The organism is Actinacidiphila bryophytorum (assembly GCF_016916835.1).
GTDB lineage: Bacteria > Actinomycetota > Actinomycetes > Streptomycetales > Streptomycetaceae > Actinacidiphila > Actinacidiphila bryophytorum.
Genome location: NZ_JAFFIX010000007.1, coordinates 1 through 19,145 on the forward strand (window position 1 = coordinate 1; position 19,145 = coordinate 19,145).

The following is a 19,145-nucleotide window of genomic DNA, read 5'->3' on the forward strand; positions in this document are numbered from 1 at the left end:
CCCCCCCCCCCCCGGCGCCCGGGGGGGGGGGGGGGGGGGGGCGGGGGGGGGGGCGGGGGGGGGGGGGGGGGGGGGGGGGGGGGGGGGGGGGGGGGGGGGGGGGGGGGGGGGGGGGCGCGGCGGGAGGAGGGGCGCCGCGGCGGCGGGCGGCTTGGGGCGGCGGGGGCGGAGCCGGGAGCGCACGTCGCTGTGCGGCAGGACGTCGATCCAGCGCTCGGGGTACTCCGCGGGCGGGTCCTCGTCCTCCTCGGCGGCCGCGGCCTGCCGGGCGCGGCGGGCGGCGGCCCGCGCGACCACCTCGGCGGCGGCGGCGACCTTGAGGCGGTCGTTCTCCTCGCGGGCCGCGGCGGTCGCAAGCGACGGCCAGATGCGGTCGACGGCGGCGTTGACGGCGGCCCCGACCAGCACGGCGAAGGCCGACACCCCGATCCACAGCAGGACGGCGACCGGTGCGGCCAGCGAGCCGTAGATCGTCGGTCCCTCGACGGCGTGCGTGAGGTAGATCCGCAGGACGAAGCTGCCCAGCACCCACATCAGCAGGGCGACGAGCGCGCCGGGCACGTCCTCGTACCAGGGCGCCCGCACGGGCACGGACACGTGGTAGAGCGTGGTGAGGAACGCGACGGAGGCCAGCAGCACGAACGGCCAGTAGAGGACGTGCACGGTGCCCGAGGTGCCCGGCACGAGGTCGTTGACCGCGCTCGGGCCGACCACGATCATCGGCAGCACCGCGGCGCCGAGGATCAGCGCGACGACGAAGAGGCCGAGCGACATCAGCCGGGTGCGCACGATGCCCCGGCGGCCCTCCAGGCCGTACATGATCGTGATGGTGTCGACGAAGACGTTGACCGCCCGGGACCCCGACCACAGGGCGATCAGGAAGCCGAGCGATATCAGGTCCGGGCGGCGCCCGTGGAAGACGTCGTCCACGAGCGGTTTGACCAGTTCGTTGACGCCCTTGTCGGACAGCACCGTCGCGGACGCGCTGAGGATGTTGTGGCGGATGTGGTCGATGGTGTCCAGGCCGACGACGGTGTCGACGTAACCGAGCGCGCCGACCAGGCCGAGCAGCAGCGGCGGGAGCGACAGCAGCACGAAGAAGGCGGCCTCGGCGGCGAGTCCGGTGACGCGGTACTCCATGCAGGAGTCGACCGTGTCCTTCAGGAGGAGCCAGCCGACCTTCCGCTTGGAGACGTTGCGGTACAGCACCCTGGCCCGCCGCCAACGGCTCGGACGCCGGTGGCTTCTTTCTTCTGCTGCTTGCACCCCCTTACGTTAGCTGCCATGACTGCCCCCACTCACACGGTCACGAACCAGGTCCCGCCGCTGGTCGGCCACGACGTCTACCGCACCGACAGCGCGCTGACCGACGCCGTCGCGCGCCACGCGGACCCGGCGCTGCTGCCGGAGATCGACGAGGAGCTGTCGCTGCTCGGGGTCGCGGCGGGTTCCGCACAGGCGCAGCGGTGGGGCGAGGAGGCGAACACCTACGGCCCCGTGCTGCGCACGCACGACCGCTACGGCAACCGCATCGACGAGGTCGACTTCCACCCCTCCTGGCACCGGCTGCTCGGCCACGCGGTCACCGCGGGCCTGACCGACGCGTGGTCGAGGCCCGACGGGCACCTGCGGCGCGCGGCCGGCTTCCTGGTCTGGTCCCAGGTGGAGGCCGGGCACGGCTGCCCGGTGTCCATGACGCACGCGGCGGTGCCTGCGCTGCGTACCGACCCGGTGCTCGCCGCCGAGTGGGAGCCGCGGCTCGGCTCGCACGTCTACGACCCGCGGCTGGTGCCGGCCGGGCAGAAGCCCGGGGCGCTGCTCGGGATGGGCATGACCGAGAAGCAGGGCGGCTCCGACGTACGGGCCAACACCACCGCCGCGCGGCCGCTCGCCGAGGAGGGCGCGTACGCGCTCACCGGGCACAAGTGGTTCTGCTCCGCGCCGATGTCCGACGGCTTCCTCGTCCTGGCGCAGGCGCCAGGCGGGCTGACCTGCTTCCTGCTGCCCCGGGTGCTCCCGGACGGCACACGCAACACCTTCGCGATCCAGCGCCTCAAGGACAAGCTCGGCAACCGCTCCAACGCCTCGTCCGAGGTCGAGTTCCGCGACACCTGGGCGCGGCGGGTCGGCGAGGAGGGCCGCGGGGTCGCCACCATCATCGAGATGGTCGCCGCCACCCGGCTGGACTGCGCGATCGGCTCCGCCGCGCTCATGCGGCAGGCCGTCGCACAGGCCGTGCACCACGCCCGGCATCGCAGCGCGTTCGGCGGGCCGCTCGTCGACAAGCCCCTGATGCGCAACGTCCTCGCGGACCTCGCCCTGGAGTCCGAGGCCGCCACGACCACGGTGCTGCGGCTCGCCGCGGCCTGCGACACCGACACCGAGCAGGAGCGGCACTTCCGGCGGCTCGCCGTGGCGGTGACCAAGTTCTGGGTCACCAAGCGGTGCCCGGCCGTCGCGGCCGAAGCGCTCGAATGCCTCGGCGGCAACGGGTACGTCGAGGAGTCCGGCATGCCGAGGATCTTCCGGGAGTCCCCGCTCAACTCCGTGTGGGAGGGGTCGGGGAACGTCCAGGCGCTCGACGTCCTGCGCGTCCTCACGCGTGAGCCGCTCGCGGTGAACGCGTTCCTCTCCGAGGTGGGGCTCGCCAGGGGCGCGGACCGGCGGCTCGACGCGGCCGTCAAGGACCTGCTCTCCGAACTCGGTGACCTCGACGGCGTCGAAGGGCGCGCGCGGCGCATCGTCGAGCGCATGGCGCTCGTCCTCCAGGGCTCGCTCCTGGTCCGTCACGCCCCCGCGGAGGTCGCCGACGCGTTCTGCGCTTCGCGCCTGGGGGGTGAGTGGGGCTCCACCTTCGGCACACTCCCGTCAGGCCTCGCCCTGCCCTCCATCCTCACCCGCACCACCCCCTGGCCGGGGGCGTCCTGAGGTGACTGCCACTTGCCGTGGCGTTGCTTGCTTTCGGTGCGCTGTGATCGGCCGCGCAGTTCCCCGCGCCCCTCAAAAACGCTCACCCTGCGGGAAGAGGGCACCCGCCCAGGGGCGCGGGGAACTGCGCGACAAGCCGGCGCGGCGGGGAGGGCGCGAGGGCGCCGCAGGGGGACGGGCGGGGCGCCCGGGGGAAGGAGGCGCGGCGGAGGGGTGGTGCCGCGCCGACTCGGCACCACCCCCGTCCGTGACGCGGCGTCAGGGTCCGCCCGAAGCGCCCGGGAGCGCAACCGTTGCAGCCAGTTGCAGCTGGCCGGTTGGGCCAAAGCCGAGCGGCCCGGGCCCCCGCCCGGGCACCATTGCAGGAACGGCAGAACGGAGATGTCGTGCCACACCTTCCGATCGGCTTCGGGCGGCTGGAGCGGAGCGACGTCCGTATGTCCCCGCATCTGCTGGCGTCCGTGCGGGCCGCGACGCTGGCCGGCGACGTACCGCCGGAGGCGCCGCGCGCGGTGATCGGCGCGTCGTGGGAGCGCACGCTCGGCCATGGCGTGGATCCGGACGTGGGCCGGCACAACGGCCTGCTCGGCGCGGACGAGATCGAGCACCGCCGGCGCAGCACCGCGCTCGGCGACGTACTCCCGGTGCTGAGCGAGGGCCTGGTGGAGATCGCCGACGCGGCCTGGCACATCATGGTCGTGACGGACGCGGAGGGCCGGGTGCTGTGGCGGGACGGCAGCCACGCGGTGCGCAGGAGCGCGGACCGGCTGGGCTTCGCCGAGGGCGCCTCCTGGTCGGAGGACGTGGTGGGCACCAACGCGATCGGCACCGCGCTGATCACCGGCGCACCGCTCCAGGTGCATTCGGCCGAGCACTTCGTGCGCACCCACCACGGCTGGACCTGTGCGGCCTCGCCGCTGCACGACCCGCGGGACGGCCGGCTGCTGGGTGTGGTGGACGTCAGCGGGCCTGCGGCGACTGTGCACCCGGCGACGCTGTCGCTGGTGTCGGCGGTGGCGCGGGTCGCGGAGGGCGAGCTCCGCTCGCGGCACTGGGCGGCGGTGGGGCGGCTGCGTTCGGTGGCGGCGCCGCTGCTGGCCGGGATCGGCGGGCAGGCGCTGGTGGTGGACCGCAACGGCTGGACGGCCGCGGCGACGGGCCTGGCGCCGGCCGAGCGGGTCGCGCTGCCGGTGTCGGTGGCGGCGGGGCAGGTGTGGGTGCCCTCGCTGGGGCTGTGCCGCTTCGAGCCTCTGCCGGGCGGCTGGCTGATCCGGGTGGGCGGCCGGGAGCGGCTGCCGGCGGCGAGCCGGGTGGTGGTGGACGTGAGCCGGCCGGACGGCTGGACGGTGACGGTGTCGGGTCCCGCGGGCAGCTGGTCGCAGGCGCTCAGCCCGCGCCATGCGGAGCTGCTGTACGTGCTGGCGCTGCACCCGTCGGGGCGTACGGCGGCGGAGCTGGCGGGCGACCTGTTCGGGGACCCGAGCCGTACGGTGACGGTACGGGCGGAGTTGTCGCGGTTGCGCAGGAACCTGGCGGGGGTGCTGGCGCACCGGCCGTATCGTTTCTCCGAGGCGGTGGAGGTCGAGCTGCTGCGGCCCGCACGGCCGCTGGACCTGCTGCCGCATTCGGTGGCGCCCGCGGTGCTGGCGAGCCGCAGGCCCGGCTGACCTGCACTCCCCCCGCGGCGGCGGTGCGGGCTCCGCTTAGGGTGGGCGCATGACCACCGCCGTGACCACCTGGTCCCTTGAGCTGAACGCGCCGGGCGAGCTGCAGCCCGCAGCCGTGCCCGCGGCCGGCGCGGGTGTCCGGATCGTGCGGGCCGAGGTCCCCTCACCGGACTTCCAGCGCTTCCTGTACACGGCGGTGGGCGGCGACTGCTCGTGGACGGACCGGCTGCCGTGGCCGCCGGCCCGCTGGCGCGAGGTGCTGGAGCGGCCGGGCACCGAGCTGTGGGTGGCGTACGAGCACGGCACCCCCGCGGGCTACGTGGAGCTGGTGGGGCAGGACGAGGGCGTGGTCGAGATCGGGTATTTCGGGCTGCTGCCGGACTTCCGCGGCCGCGGCATCGGCGGGCACCTGCTGACGTACGGCACCGAGCGCGCCTGGGACCTGGGCGGGCGCTGGCCGGGCCGGGCGGCGACCCGCAGGGTGTGGGTGCACACCTGCTCGCTGGACGGGCCGTATGCGCTGGACAACTACCGCCGGCGCGGTTTCCGGGTCTTCGACACGGTGACCGCCGTTCCGAACGTCCGGCCGCGCCGGCCGCTCGGCGCGGGGAGTGACGCATGACACAGCGTCTCACATGGCGAGATTATCTGGTCCACATACTGGATAACGGTGGACTCGCCCGAGACCTGCATGCCACGCTTCCGTCATGTCACGCACTGGAATCGCCTTGGTAGGTCGGCCGCACGTCGACTTCTGCCGCGTGTCCAGCGCCATCTGTCCGGCGGGCTGACCGCACAGCCGCACCGCTCCGCCATCCCCGTCGTCGTGGATGCACGGGAGTTCCCCACGTGTCCGCCGCGCTGCCCCACCGCTCTGCGTTTCCCCAGGCCACAGGGTACTTCCGCGCCGTCATCGACCGTATTCGAGCCTGCCAGAAGGACGCATCGCCATGGCATCCAGCCCCGCCACCCCGCAGCCGCCGGCCAGGGGCCGGCCCACCACCGCAGCCGCCGGACGCCGCAAGACGACCCGGCACCGCGGTGAAGGCCAGTGGGCCAAGGGCCACTTCACTCCGCTCAACGCCAACGAGCAGACGAAGAAGGACGATGACGGTCTCAACGTGCGGACGCGCATTGAGACGATCTACGCCAAGGCCGGTTTCGACTCCATCGACGGCGCCGACCTGCGCGGGCGCATGCGCTGGTGGGGTCTGTACACCCAGCGCCGCCCCGGGATCGACGGCGGGCGCACCGCGATCCTGGAGCCCGAGGAGCTGGACGACCGCTACTTCATGATGCGGGTCAGGGTCGACGGCGGCCGGCTGACGGTGGCGCAGCTGCGGGTGATCGGCGAGATCTCGCAGGAGTTCGCCCGCGGCACCGCCGACATCACCGACCGGCAGAACGTGCAGTACCACTGGATCCGCATCGAGGACGTGCCGGAGATCTGGCGCCGCCTGGAGTCGGTGGGCCTGTCCACGACCGAGGCGTGCGGCGACACCCCGCGCGCCATGCTCGGCTCGCCGGTGGCCGGTATCGCCGAGGACGAGATCATCGACGGCACCCCGGCGATCGAGGCGATCAAGGAGCGCTTCATCGGCAGCAAGGAGTTCTCCAACCTGCCGCGCAAGTTCAAGACCGCGATCTCCGGTTCGCCGCTGCTCGACGTGGTGCACGAGATCAACGACGTGTCCTTCGTCGGTGTCGAGCACCCCGAGCACGGCCCGGGCTTCGACCTGTGGGTCGGCGGCGCGCTGTCGACCAACCCGCGGCTGGGCGAGCGGCTCGGCGCGTGGGTGCCGCTGGACGAGGTGCCTGACGTGTGGGCCGGTGTCGTCGGCATCTTCCGCGACTACGGCTACCGCCGGCTGCGCCACCGCGCCCGGCTGAAGTTCCTGCTGGCGGACTGGGGCACCGAGAAGTTCCGCCAGGTGCTGGAGGACGAGTACCTGAAGCGCAAGCTGGTCGACGGCCCGGCCCCGCAGATGCCCTCGCAGGTGTGGCGCGACCACATCGGGGTGCACCGGCAGAAGGACGGCCGCTTCTACGTCGGCTTCGCCCCCCGGGTCGGCCGGATCGACGGCACCACGCTGACGAAGATCGCCGCACTGGCCGAGGGCCACGGCTCCGACCAGGTGCGCACCACCACCGACCAGAAGATGCTGGTGCTCAACGTCGCGGAGGACCGCGTCGACTCGCTGGTCAGCGGCCTGGAGTCGCTGGACCTGCAGGTGCGGCCCTCGCCCTTCCGGCGCGGCACGATGGCCTGCACCGGCATCGAGTTCTGCAAGCTGGCGATCGTCGAGACCAAGGCGCGCGGCGCCTCGCTGATCGACGAACTGGAACGCCGCCTGCCGGAGTTCGACGAGCCGATCCAGATCAACATCAACGGCTGCCCGAATTCGTGCGCCCGTATCCAGACCGCCGACATCGGTCTCAAGGGCCAGCTGGTCACCGGCGCCGACGGCGAGCAGACCGAGGGCTACCAGGTGCACCTGGGCGGCAGCCTCGGCCTTGAGCCCGGCTTCGGCCGCAAGGTGCGCGGCCTGAAGGTCACCGCCGCCGAACTGCCCGACTACGTCGAGCGGGTGCTCACCCGCTTCCAGGCCGAGCGCACCGACGGCGAACGCTTCGCCCAGTGGGCGGCGCGGGCCTCGGAGGAGGCGCTGTCATGAGCGAGCGTGCCGCCCCGTTCTACTGCCCCTACTGCGGCGACGAGGACCTGCGCCCGTCCGAGGAGGCCCGCGGCGCCTGGGAATGCCGGGCGTGCAGCCGTGCATTCCAGTTGTCGTTCCTCGGGCTGCTGGCCAGGAGGCCGGCCGCCGAGACCCCGCAGGGAGGCGCTTCGTGACCACCGCACCGTATACGGCACAGGACTTGCAGCAGCTCGCCGAGCAGGCGGGCCGCGACCTCGAGGAGGCCTCGGCGCTCGACGTGCTGCGCTGGGCCGCCGACACCTTCGGGCCGCGTTTCTGCGTGACCTCCTCGATGGAGGACGCCGTGGTGGCGCACCTGGCCTCGCGGGCGCTGCCCGGGGTCGACGTCGTCTTCCTCGACACCGGCTACCACTTCCCCGAGACCATCGGCACCCGGGACGCGGTGGCGGCGGTGATGGACGTCAACGTCATCACCCTCACCCCCGTGCAGACCGTCGCCGAGCAGGACGCGCAGTACGGCGAGAAGCTGCACGACCGCGACCCTGACCTGTGCTGCGCGCTGCGCAAGGTCGCGCCGCTCGAAGCAGGCCTGAAGGGCTACGACGCCTGGGCGACCGGGCTGCGCAGGGACGAGTCGCCGACCCGGGCGAACACCCCGGTCGTCGGCTGGGACGCCAGGCGGCAGAAGGTCAAGATCGCCCCGATCGCCCGCTGGACGCAAGGCGACGTGGAGGCCTACGTCGCCGAACACGGCGTGCTCACCAACCCGCTGCTGATGGACGGTTACGCCTCCGTCGGCTGCGCGCCCTGCACCCGGCGGGTGCTGGAGGGTGAGGACGCCCGCGCCGGACGCTGGGCGGGCATAGGCAAGACCGAGTGCGGTATCCACCAGTGACGGCACCCCAGGAGCAGGAGACACCGATGACCAGCGGCGCCACCGTATGGCTCACCGGGCTGCCGAGCGCGGGCAAGACCACCATCGCGAGGTCGCTGGCGGACACGCTGCGGGCGCAGGGCCGCCGGGTGGAGGTGCTGGACGGCGACGAGATCCGCGAGTTCCTGTCCGCGGGCCTGGGCTTCACCCGCGAGGACCGCGACACCAACGTGCAGCGGATCGGCTTCGTCGCCGAACTGCTGGCCTCGCACGGGGTGCTGGTGCTCGTACCGGTCATCGCGCCGTACGCCGACAGCCGCGAGGCGGTGCGCAAGCGCCACCAGGCGCAGGGCACCGGCTATGTGGAGGTCCATGTGGCGACCCCGGTGGACGTGTGCTCGGTGCGGGACGTCAAGGGCCTGTACGCACGGCAGGCCGCAGGTGAACTGACCGGACTGACCGGGGTGGACGACCCGTACGAGGTCCCCGAGAACCCGGACCTGCGGATCGAGACGCAAGGCAGCACGGTGGAACAGTCCGCCGCAGCGGTGCACGCGCTGCTCGCCGAGAGGGGCCTCACGACATGACCACGACCGTCACGCACACCGAGCAGCGGGACAGCCCGTACGCGCTGACGCACCTGGACGCGCTGGAGTCCGAGGCGGTGCACATCTTCCGCGAGGTGGCGGGCGAGTTCGAGCGGCCGGTGATCCTCTTCTCCGGCGGCAAGGACTCGATCGTCATGCTGCACCTGGCGCTCAAGGCGTTCGCGCCCGCGCCGGTGCCCTTCGCGCTGCTGCACGTGGACACCGGGCACAACTTCCCCGAGGTCCTGGACCTGCGCGACCGCACGGTCGCCCGGCACGGCCTGCGGCTGCACGTCGCCAAGGTGCAGGACTACATCGACGACGGCCGGCTGCGCGAGCGCCCCGACGGGCTGCGCAACCCGCTGCAGACGGTGCCGCTGACCGAGGCCATCGCCTCGCTCCGCTTCGACGCTGTCTTCGGCGGCGGGCGGCGCGACGAGGAGAAGGCCAGGGCCAAGGAGCGGGTGTTCTCGCTGCGCGACGAGTTCTCCCAGTGGGACCCGCGCCGGCAGCGCCCCGAGCTGTGGCAGCTGTACAACGGCCGGCACGCGGCGGGCGAGCACGTACGGGTCTTCCCGCTGTCGAACTGGACCGAGCTCGACGTGTGGCAGTACATCGCCCGGGAGGGCATCGAACTGCCGGAGATCTACTTCGCGCACGAGCGTGAGGTCTTCAACCGCAACGGCATGTGGCTGACCGCGGGCGAGTGGGGCGGCCCGAAGCCGGGTGAGCCGGTGCAGACCCGGCTGGTGCGCTACCGCACCGTCGGCGACATGTCCTGCACCGGGGCGGTCGACTCCGCGGCCACCACGCTGGACTCGGTGATCACCGAGATCGCCGCGTCCCGGCTGACCGAACGGGGTGCCACCCGCGCCGACGACAAGATGTCGGAGGCGGCGATGGAGGACCGCAAGCGCGAGGGGTACTTCTAACCATGACCAGCACCACGAGCCCGCTGACCGCGGAAGAGCTGTCGGCGACCACCCTGCTGCGGTTCGCCACCGCCGGGTCGGTCGACGACGGGAAGTCCACCCTGGTGGGGCGGCTGCTGCACGACTCCAAGTCGGTGCTCAGCGACCAGCTGGAGGCCGTCGAGCGCGCCTCGCTCGGGCGCGGCCAGGAGGCGCCGGACCTCGCGCTGCTCACCGACGGCCTGCGGGCCGAGCGGGAGCAGGGCATCACCATCGACGTGGCCTACCGCTACTTCGCGACCGCACGCCGCCGCTTCATCCTGGCCGACACGCCCGGCCATGTGCAGTACACGCGGAACATGGTGACGGGCGCCTCGACCGCGGAGCTCGCCGTGGTGCTGGTGGACGCGCGCAACGGTGTGGTCGAGCAGACCCGCAGGCATGCCGCGGTCGCGGCGCTGCTGCGGGTGCCGCACGTGGTGCTCGCGGTCAACAAGATGGACCTGGTGGACTACGCCGAACCGGTCTTCGCCGCGATCGCCGAGGAGTTCACCTCCTACGCGGCCTCGCTGGGCGTCCCGGAGATCACCGCGATCCCGATCTCGGCGCTGGCCGGCGACAACGTGGTCGAGCCGTCGGCCAACATGGACTGGTACGGCGGCCCGACGGTGCTCGAACACCTGGAGACGGTCCCGGTCAGCCACGACCTGACCGGCTGCCCCGCGCGCTTCCCCGTGCAGTACGTGATCAGGCCGCAGACCGCGGACCACCCCGACTACCGCGGCTACGCGGGCCAGATCGCCTCGGGCCTGCTGCGGGTCGGCGACCCGGTCACAGTGCTGCCCTCGGGGCGTACCACCACGATCGCCGGGATCGACGCGCTGGGCCGCAGCGTGGACACCGCGTGGGCGCCGCAGTCGGTGACCGTGCTGCTCGCCGACGACCTGGACGTCTCGCGCGGCGACCTGATCGCACCGACCGGCTCGGCCCCCGCGGTGACCCAGGACGTACGGGCCACGGTGTGCCACCTGCACGAGCGCCCGCTGCGGATCGGCGAGCGGGTGCTGCTCAAGCACGCGACGCGTACGGTCAAGGCGATCGTCAAGGCGCTGCCGTACCGCATCGACCTCTCGCACGGGCTGGCGCACGAGAACGACCCGGCGGCGCTTGAGGTCAACGACATCGGTGCGGTGCAGCTGCGCACCGCGGAGCCGCTGCCCATCGACGCCTACGCCGATGTGCGGCTGACCGGTGCCTTCCTGCTGATCGACCCCGCGGACGGTACGACGCTGACCGCGGGCATGGCGGGCGAGGCGTTCGCGGAGCCCTCGTCGGCCGCCGGTGGCGCGGCGGACGACGAGGGATGGGACTTCTGACGATGGCTCAGGACGCCTTCTCGGGATTCGCGAAGGAGGGCGGGCGCGTCGGCAGCGGCTCGCTCGGCTCGGGTACGGGCGGGGTCGCACGATGTGTGCGCTGACCCGGCACACGGTGGTCCGCGGCACGCCCGGGGCCGCCGGCGCACGACTCCCGCGCGGTGTGCGCACCCCGATGCACCGCCTTCGAAGACCTGACGAACTTCCGGCCGCGCCGCCCTAGGCGCCGCGACACACCGGGCCTGACGAGAGGACACACCTGTGTCTGCGCACCTCCGTTCCGCATCCCGCACCTCCGCCTCGCGCCACAGACTCGTCGCCGTGGCCGCCGCGCTCCCGCTGCTCCTGGGCACCCTCGCCGCCTGCGGCTACGGCTCCGACAAGAAGTCGGACGACTCGGACGCCCCCGCGGCGGCCGCCGCCTCCGGTTCGACCACCGCGGCGAAGCTGTCCGCCGACGAGGTCAAGATCGGCTACTTCCCCAACCTGACCCACGCCACCGCTCTGGTCGGGCTCAAGGAGGGCTTCTTCCAGCAGGAGCTGGGCGGCACCAAGATCAAGCCGGCCACCTTCAACGCGGGACCCGCCGAGATCGAGGCGCTCAACGCCGGGTCGATCGACATCGGCTGGATCGGCCCCTCCCCCGCCATCAACGGCTACACCAAGTCCGACGGCTCCGACCTGCGGATCATCTCGGGCTCCGCGTCGGGCGGTGTGAAGCTGGTGGTCAACCCGGCGAAGATCAAGACCCTGGCGGACGTGAAGGGCAAGAAGATCGCCACCCCGCAGCTGGGCAACACCCAGGACGTGGCGCTGCTGAACTGGATCACGTCGCAGGGCTGGAAGGTCGACGCGCAGAGCGGCAGGGGCGACGTGTCGGTGGTGCGCACCGACAACAAGATCACCCCTGACGCGTACAGGAACGGCTCCATCGACGGGGCGTGGGTGCCGGAGCCCACCGCCTCGAAGCTGGTCAGCGAGGGCGCCAAGGTGCTGCTCGACGAGAGCACGCTGTGGCCCGACAAGAAGTTCGTGATCACCAACGTGATCGTGTCTCAGAAGTTCCTGACCGCCCACCCCGACGTGGTCGAGGCGGTGCTGCGCGGCTCGGTGAAGACCAACGCGTGGATCAAGGCCAACTCCGACAAGGCCAAGGCCGACGCCAACGACCAGCTGAAGGCGCTGACCCAGAAGGCGCTTCCCGCCGACATCCTCGACCCGGCCTGGGCGTCCATCGAGGTGCTCGACGACCCGCTGGCCGCGACCGCCAAGGCCGAGGCCGAGCACGCGGTCTCCGCCGGCCTGCTCGACTCCCCGAAGCTGGACGGCATCTACGACCTGACGCTGCTCAACAAGGTGCTCACGGCGCAGGGCGACCCGGCGGTGGACTCCGCAGGGCTCGGCGCCAAGTAGGCGGCACGGCAGGCATACCGCAGCAACCGACCAGCTGATCGAACCGAGAACCCCAGGAGGTGACACCCATGGCCGACACTCTCACCAGTGCCGCCGCGCAGAGCGCGGAAAGCGCCGCGCACGCGGCCAGGCTCGACCATGTGTCGAAGGCGTTCGGCAGGCCCGGCGGCCGGCAGCTCGTGCTGGACGACATCACCCTCGATGTGCGCCCCGGCGAGTTCGTCTGCCTCCTGGGGGCCTCGGGATGCGGCAAGTCGACGCTGCTGAACCTGGTCGCCGGGCTCGACAAGCCGTCCGCCGGGAGCATCACGACTCCCGGCGGCCGGCCGGCCCTGATGTTCCAGGAGCACGCGCTGTTCCCGTGGCTGACCGCGGGCAAGAACATCGAACTGACGCTGCGGATGCGCGGGATGCCGCGCGAGCAGCGCCGCCCCGAGGCCGAGCGGCTGCTGTCGCTGGTGCGGCTCGGCGGGGCGTACGGCAAGCGGGTGCACGAGCTGTCCGGCGGCATGCGGCAGCGGGTGGCGCTGGCCAGGGCGCTCGCCCAGGACAGCCAGCTGCTGCTGATGGACGAGCCGTTCGCGGCGCTCGACGCCATCACCCGGGACGTGCTGCACGACGAGCTGACCCGTATCTGGTCGGAGACGAACCTGTCGGTGCTGTTCGTGACGCACAACGTGCGGGAGGCGGTACGGCTCGCACAGCGGGTGGTGCTGCTGTCCTCCCGGCCCGGCCGGATCAACCGGGAGTGGGCCATCGACATACCGCAGCCGCGTCGGATCGAGGACGCGGCCGTGGCCGACCTGTCCGTCGAGATCACCGAAGAACTGCGTGGGGAGATCCGCCGCCATGGCCAGCACTGAGACGTCGGGCGCGAAGGACGCCGCGCCCGTTGAGGACGCGCCCGACCCGCAGCAGGACGGCGGCGCGGACGCCCCGCATGCCGCGGTGGCCAAGCAGGCCGGGCGGCAGGACCGGCACGACCTGTCGGGCCTGGAGGCCGGGCTCGACGCGCTGGACGCGGTCGTCGTCAAGCGCGCCCCGATCGGGCAGGTGCTGGTCAAGAAGGTGCTGCCGCCGATCAGCGCGGTGCTGCTGGTGCTGGTGGTGTGGCAGCTCGCGGTCTGGGCGAAGGTCGCCGACAAGACCAAGCTGCCCAGCCCCTCCGCGGTCGGCCAGGAGCTGGGCGACCGGTGGCGGGCGGGCGACCTGTTCTCGATCATCTGGACCAGCGTCTCGCACGGCCTGCTCGGCTTCGCCGCCGCGCTGATCATCGGCACCCCGCTGGGCCTGCTGGTGGCCCGGGTGCCCTTCGTGCGGGCCGCCATAGGGCCGATCCTGTCCGGCCTGCAGTCGCTGCCGTCGGTGGCGTGGGTGCCGGCCGCGGTGATCTGGCTCGGCCTGAACAACTCCACCATGTACGCGGTCATCCTGCTCGGCGCGGTGCCCTCCATCGCCAACGGCCTGGTCGCCGGCATCGACCAGGTGCCGCCGCTGTACCTGCGGGCAGGGCGCACCATCGGGGCGACCGGGCTGCGCGGTGCCTGGTTCATCCTGCTGCCGGCCGCGCTGCCCGGCTACGTGGCGGGCCTGAAGCAGGGCTGGGCCTTCTCCTGGCGGTCGCTGATGGCCGCCGAGCTGATCGCGTCCTCACCCGACCTGGGCGTGGGACTCGGCCGCTATCTGGAGAACATGCGCGAGGGCTCCGACATGGCGGGCGTCTTCCTGGGCATCCTGCTGATCCTCTTCGTCGGCATCGCCATCGACCTGCTGATCTTCAGCCCGCTGGAGCGCTGGGTGCTGCGCTCCCGCGGCCTGACCGCACGGAGCCAGTGACCGTGCGCCCCGGCCTGTCCGCGCCCCCGCTGCTCGTCATCGCGCACGGCTCACGCGACCCGCGGCACGCGGCGACCGTGCACGCCCTGACGCGGCGGGTCGCGGCGGCCAGGCCGGGGCTGCGGGTGGACACCGCCTTCCTGGACTTCAACGCGCCCTCGGTGCCGCAGGCCGTCAGCCGGCTGGCGGCCGACGGCGTACGGGAGGCGGTGGCGCTGCCGCTGCTGCTGACCCGGGCCTTCCACGCCAAGACCGACATCCCCGCGGTGCTGTGCGAGGCCACCGCCGCGCTGCCGTCGCTGCGGCTGCGCACCGCGGACGTGCTCGGCCCTTCCCCGCTGCTGACGGCCGCGCTGGAGCGCCGGCTGTCCGAGGCCGGGCTGCGGCCCGGCGACCGCCCGTCGACCGGCGTCGTGCTGGCATCGGCGGGCTCCACCGATCCGGAGGCGAGCGCGGTGATCGCAGCAATCGCGCGGGAGTGGCGGCACACCGGTTGGTGCGCCGTGCGGCCCGCGTTCGCCTCCGCTTCCCTGCCGCGTACCGAGGACGCGGTCAGGGAACTGCGGGCCGAGGGCGCGCGCCGGGTCGCCGTGGCGCCGTACGTGATCGCTCCCGGCTTCCTGCCCGACCGGATCGCCCGCGGCGCCCGCGAGGCGGGCGCGGACCTGCTGGCCCCGGTGCTGGGCGCGGCCCCCGAGGTCGTCTCGCTGCTGCTGCACCGCTACGACCGGGCGTTGCGCCCGGCCGCCCGGCTGCTGTCCGCCTGAGCCCCACCGGAGCGCCGCACCGTGTGTGGCCTGGGCCTTCGCCGTCGTACGTGTAAGGGGCACTTACCGCGGATGGTGGGGTTGTCCCCACCCCCTGAGGGGGAGATGGCCCGCTGCGAAGTCACCAGCAGGCCGGATGGGTGGGAACGTCCAGCCCCCGTAGCGTCCTCTGTGGAAGGAGCGGCCGGACGCCGCCACCCGAAACGATCCTTACAAGCCTTTCAAGGGGGACACCGTGAGTCGCGCACGCGCACACGGCAGCAGGATGGGAATCGCGGCCTCGATGGGCAGCTGGAGCGCCCGGCACCGGTGGGCCGCCGTGGGCGGCTGGCTGCTCTTCGTGATCCTCGCGGTCTTCGTCGGCCAGTCGGCCGGCCGGGTCGACGTGGACGAGGACCGGTCGATGCCCGGCGAGGTCAGCCAGGCCGCCACGATCAACGACGACGCGGGGCTCAAGCCCCCGGCGGGCGAGATGGTCCTGGTCCAGGCGAAGGCCGGCGCGGGCAGCGCCACGGACCCGGCCTTCCGCACCGTCGTCGGCGAGGTGATGAGCGCGGTCAAGGGCACCGGCAAGGTCACCGCGGTCACCTCGCCGTACGACACCAAGTCGATCTCCGCGAACGGGCGTTCCGCGCTGGTGCGCTTCGACGTGGTCGGCGACCAGAAGACCGCGGCCGACCGCATCGACCCGGTGCTCGACCAGGTCAAGCAGGTCCAGGCCAAGCATCCTGAGCTGCGCGTCGAGGAGTTCGGCGACGCCAGTTCCGAGAAGGTGCTCAACGACGCCTTCGGCAGCGACTTCAAGACCGCCGAGTTCTCCGCGGTGCCGCTCGCGCTGGGCATCCTGCTGATCGCCTTCGGCGCGCTGGTCGCCGCCCTGCTGCCGGTGGCGCTGGCGATGACCGCCTTCGTCGCGGCCGGCGGCGTGGTCGCCGTGGTCAGCCACCTGGTGCCGATGAGCGACACCGCCAACTCGGTGATGCTGCTGGTCGGCCTCGCGGTCGGCGTCGACTACTGCCTGTTCTACCTGCGCAGGGAGCGTGAGGAGCGGGCTGCCGGGCACGACGCGGACACCAGCCTGCGGATCGCCGCCGCCACCTCGGGACGCGCGGTCCTGATCTCCGGCATCACCGTGATCGTGGCCATGGCCGGCATGCTCTTCACCGGCATCGGCGACTTCAAGGCCATGGGCGTGGCCACCATGATCGTGGTCGCCATCGCGATGTTCGGCTCGGTCACCGTCCTGCCCGCGCTGCTGTCGCTGCTCGGCCACCGCGTCGAGAAGGGCCGCATCCCGTTCCTGAACCGGCGCAAGAAGCAGCAGCAGGCCGGCGGGCGTCCCGCGGCGCCCGGCAACAGCCGCCTGTGGCGGTCCGTGCTCGGCCCGGTGCTGCGCCACCCCAAGACGGCCACCGTCATCGCCGGCGGCGCGCTGCTGGCCCTGGCACTGCCCGCCTTCGGCATGAAGACCGCGAACCTGTCGATGCAGCAGGAGCTGGGCGACAGCCTGCCGATCATCCAGACCTACGACCACATCAACACCGCCTTCCCCGGCGGACCCGACCCGGCCCACGTCGTCGTCAAGGCCGCCGACATCAACGCCCCCGAGGTCAAGAAGGCCATCGCCGACTTCCGCGCCGAGGCCGTCTCGGCCGGGGCCAGCAAGGGCCCGGTGACCGTCACCGTGCACAGCGCGCAGAACGTCGCCAGGATCGACGTCCCGCTGGAGGGCGGCAGCGACCGCGCCAAGGCCGAGGCCGACGTGAAGCTGCTGCGCGACCAGGTGCGGCCCGACACGCTCGGCAAGGTCGCCGGGCTGCAGGCGCCGGTCACCGGTGAGACCGCGGGCTCGATGGACTTCACCCACAAGATCACCAGCAGTGTGCCGCCGGTCTTCGCCTTCGTGACCGTCTTCGCCTTCCTGCTGATGCTGCTGTCCTTCCGGTCGCTGACCATCGCGGTGACCTCGATCGCGCTGAACCTGCTGTCCGTCGGCGCCGCCTACGGCATCCTGACCGCGGTCTTCCAGCACGGCTGGGGCGCCTCCCTGGTGGGCGCGCACGGCACCGGCGCGGTGGTGGCCTGGCTGCCGCTCTTCCTCTTCGTGATCCTGTTCGGGCTGAGCATGGACTACCACGTCTTCGTGGTCTCCCGGATCCGCGAGGCCAGGATGCGCGGCCTGTCCACCAAGGGCGCCATCGAGCACGGCATCACCACCACCGCGGGCGTCGTCACCAGCGCCGCCGTGATCATGGTCGCCGTCTTCGCGATCTTCGGCACCCTGTCGATGCAGAGCATGAAGCAGATGGGCGTCGGCCTGGCCTTCGCGGTGCTGATCGACGCCACCGTGATCCGCGGGGTGCTGCTGCCCGCGGTGATGACCCTGCTCGGCGACCGGAACTGGTACCTGCCGCGCTGGATGAACCGGCTGCCCGACCTCACGCACGACGAGTCGGCCCTGCCGCAGCCGCCGGCCGCCGCGCCGCACCCGGCGCAGCAGCTCCCCGACCGGGTCTGACCCCGTCTGACCCCGTCTGACCCCGTCCGACCCCGTCCGACCTCGTCCGACCTCGTCCGACCCCGTCCGACCCCGTCCGACCTGGGATGATCCGGCCCTGCTCCACTGACACCGCCCCCGTGCCGCTCCGGTACGGGGGCGGTGTCAGTGGTCGCGGTTACGGTGGAGAGCATGACCGTACGGGAGAGCAGCGCAAGCGGGACGACGGTGACCGGCGCCGACGAGGTCGAGCGCGGTCTTGAGCAGCACCGGGTGGAGCTGACCGGCTACTGCTACCGGATGCTGGGCTCCGCCTTCGAGGCGGAGGACGCGGTGCAGGAGACGCTGGTGCGGGCCTGGCGGGCCGCCGACCGGTTCGAGGGCCGGTCCTCGCTGCGGTCGTGGCTGTACCGCATCGCCACCAACGTCTGCATGGACAGCCTCAACGCGGGCAAGCGCCGGGCCAGGCCGATGGACCTCTCACCCGCCTCGCACGCCGACGCGGTGCTGCCCGACCCGACCTCCGACGGCATGTGGGTGGAGCCCGCCCCCGACGGCCGGGTGGTGCCCGAGGGCGGCGACCCGGCCGACGTGGTGGTGTCCCGGGAGACCGTCAGGCTGGCCTTCGTCGCCGCGCTGCAGCACCTGCCGCCGCGGCAGCGGGCGGTGCTGATCCTGCGCGAGGTGCTGGCCTGGAAGGCCAGCGAGACCGCGGAGCTGCTGGAGACCACCGTGCCGTCGGTGAACAGCGCGCTGCAGCGGGCCAGGGCCACCCTGGCGGAGGCCGGCGCCTCGGCCGACACCGCGGTGCGCGACACCGCGCTCGACGAGGAGCGCGAAGCCCTGCTGGCCCGCTATGTCGACGCCTTCGAACGGTACGACCTGGCGTCGCTGACCACGCTGCTGCACGAGGACGCGGTCCTCAACATGCCGCCCTATCCGATGTGGGTGACCGGCCACGCCGACATACGCGACTTCATGGCCACCGTCGGAGCCGGCTGCGCGGGCTCGCGGATGGTGCCGGTCGCGGCCAGCGGGCAGCCGGGGTTCGCGCAGTACCGCCCCAAGCCGGGCGGCGGCTTCCAGGCGTTCGCACTGCAGGTGATCGAGACCTTCGGCGGGCGGATCAGCACGATGACGTCATTCCACGACGCCGCCCGGCTCTTCCCGCTCTTCGGGCTCCCACTCGAACTCCCCGCCGAGACCGGCGAGTTGGACGAGCATCCGCAGTCCGGGTGACGCACCGCACAGCCGCACCCGGTAGCCGGTGCGGCGGGCTGCGAGCCGAAGTCTGGCGAGCGCGCCGAGGGTCGCGGTCGTGGCGGGCAGCCCCGCCGCATCCACGGTGACCGTCGCCGGGCCGCTGTGACCTGCGGTGTTCTCGGAGCCGGGGGCCGGCGTCACCAGATGACCTCCTCGCGCAGGGCCGCCGGCGGCGGACGTCGCAGATACCGACCCCCTGCGCGGTGCGAAGTCATCGCTCACCGGGGTACGTATTCGGAGCGGATCGGCGGCGAAGCAGGCAAAATTCGGGGGCGCAGCAGTGGGAGACTTGCCGTTGTCCGTACACATGGGCGATGACAACGGCATATGCGCCAGGACGGGCCGGTGGGCGCACCGGCACCGCCAGGC

General features: G+C 72.6%; 18 protein-coding genes. 16 read left to right on the forward strand and 2 right to left on the reverse strand.

What is annotated here, in order from left to right; all coding sequences use genetic code 11:
• Window positions 1-1,266: YihY/virulence factor BrkB family protein (locus tag JT723_RS12505; RefSeq protein WP_372441292.1), on the reverse strand; the 1,266-nt coding region annotated here is incomplete at its 3' end.
• Between the two features lie 18 nt (window positions 1,267-1,284).
• Between JT723_RS12505 and JT723_RS12510 the strand changes: the two genes are divergently transcribed.
• From JT723_RS12510 to JT723_RS12585, 16 genes are all read left to right on the forward strand, one after another.
• Window positions 1,285-2,928, forward strand: a complete 1,644-nt coding sequence (locus JT723_RS12510) for an acyl-CoA dehydrogenase family protein (protein WP_205044639.1) — start codon at window positions 1,285-1,287, stop codon at window positions 2,926-2,928.
• Between the two features lie 437 nt (window positions 2,929-3,365).
• A complete protein-coding gene (locus tag JT723_RS12515; RefSeq protein WP_205044856.1) occupies window positions 3,366-4,595 on the forward strand; it encodes a GAF domain-containing protein in 1,230 nt (409 codons plus the stop codon).
• A gap of 49 nt (window positions 4,596-4,644) precedes the next feature.
• Entirely contained in the window at window positions 4,645-5,217 is a 573-nt protein-coding gene (locus JT723_RS12520) for a GNAT family N-acetyltransferase (protein WP_205044640.1), read from the forward strand.
• Between the two features lie 85 nt (window positions 5,218-5,302).
• A complete protein-coding gene (locus JT723_RS36425; RefSeq protein ID WP_322899662.1) occupies window positions 5,303-5,386 on the forward strand; it encodes a putative leader peptide in 84 nt (27 codons plus the stop codon).
• A 159-nt stretch (window positions 5,387-5,545) separates the two neighbouring features.
• Window positions 5,546-7,270, forward strand: coding sequence for a nitrite/sulfite reductase (locus tag JT723_RS12525; protein ID WP_205044641.1), 1,725 nt, complete (start codon window positions 5,546-5,548; stop codon window positions 7,268-7,270).
• Window positions 7,267-7,446, forward strand: coding sequence for an eL43 family ribosomal protein (locus JT723_RS12530; RefSeq protein WP_205044642.1), 180 nt, complete (start codon window positions 7,267-7,269; stop codon window positions 7,444-7,446). The genes JT723_RS12525 and JT723_RS12530 overlap by 4 nt, the downstream gene beginning before the upstream one ends.
• Window positions 7,443-8,147, forward strand: a complete 705-nt coding sequence (locus tag JT723_RS12535; RefSeq protein WP_205044885.1) for a phosphoadenylyl-sulfate reductase — start codon at window positions 7,443-7,445, stop codon at window positions 8,145-8,147. The genes JT723_RS12530 and JT723_RS12535 overlap by 4 nt, the downstream gene beginning before the upstream one ends.
• Before the next feature lie 26 nt (window positions 8,148-8,173).
• Window positions 8,174-8,713, forward strand: coding sequence for an adenylyl-sulfate kinase (gene cysC / locus JT723_RS12540; RefSeq protein WP_240165526.1), 540 nt, complete (start codon window positions 8,174-8,176; stop codon window positions 8,711-8,713).
• Window positions 8,710-9,645, forward strand: a complete 936-nt coding sequence (gene cysD, locus JT723_RS12545) for a sulfate adenylyltransferase subunit CysD (protein WP_205044644.1) — start codon at window positions 8,710-8,712, stop codon at window positions 9,643-9,645. Before cysC ends, cysD begins: the two co-directional genes overlap by 4 nt.
• Window positions 9,646-9,647: 2 nt before the next feature.
• On the forward strand, window positions 9,648-11,000 hold the full coding sequence (locus JT723_RS12550) for a sulfate adenylyltransferase subunit 1 (RefSeq protein WP_205044645.1): 1,353 nt from the start codon (window positions 9,648-9,650) through the stop codon (window positions 10,998-11,000).
• A gap of 261 nt (window positions 11,001-11,261) precedes the next feature.
• Entirely contained in the window at window positions 11,262-12,413 is a 1,152-nt protein-coding gene (locus JT723_RS12560) for an aliphatic sulfonate ABC transporter substrate-binding protein (protein ID WP_205044647.1), read from the forward strand.
• Window positions 12,414-12,481: 68 nt separating this feature from the next.
• A complete protein-coding gene (locus tag JT723_RS12565; protein WP_205044648.1) occupies window positions 12,482-13,276 on the forward strand; it encodes an ABC transporter ATP-binding protein in 795 nt (264 codons plus the stop codon).
• Window positions 13,263-14,249 carry an ABC transporter permease gene (locus tag JT723_RS12570; RefSeq protein WP_205044649.1) on the forward strand — a complete coding sequence of 329 codons (987 nt, stop codon included), beginning with the start codon at window positions 13,263-13,265 and terminating at the stop codon, window positions 14,247-14,249. The genes JT723_RS12565 and JT723_RS12570 overlap by 14 nt, the downstream gene beginning before the upstream one ends.
• A gap of 14 nt (window positions 14,250-14,263) precedes the next feature.
• Entirely contained in the window at window positions 14,264-15,016 is a 753-nt protein-coding gene (locus JT723_RS12575; RefSeq protein ID WP_205044857.1) for a sirohydrochlorin chelatase, read from the forward strand.
• Between the two features lie 265 nt (window positions 15,017-15,281).
• Window positions 15,282-17,534 (forward strand): MMPL family transporter, encoded by a 2,253-nt coding sequence (locus JT723_RS12580; protein WP_205044858.1) that lies wholly within the window; start codon window positions 15,282-15,284, stop codon window positions 17,532-17,534.
• A 171-nt stretch (window positions 17,535-17,705) separates the two neighbouring features.
• Window positions 17,706-18,752 (forward strand): sigma-70 family RNA polymerase sigma factor, encoded by a 1,047-nt coding sequence (locus JT723_RS12585; RefSeq protein WP_205044650.1) that lies wholly within the window; start codon window positions 17,706-17,708, stop codon window positions 18,750-18,752.
• On the opposite strand, the gene JT723_RS36115 is transcribed toward JT723_RS12585, so the two are convergent.
• Window positions 18,654-18,917, reverse strand: a complete 264-nt coding sequence (locus tag JT723_RS36115) for an STAS domain-containing protein (protein ID WP_251513527.1) — start codon at window positions 18,915-18,917, stop codon at window positions 18,654-18,656. The genes JT723_RS12585 and JT723_RS36115 overlap by 99 nt on opposite strands.
• Window positions 18,918-19,145 lie beyond the last annotated feature (228 nt).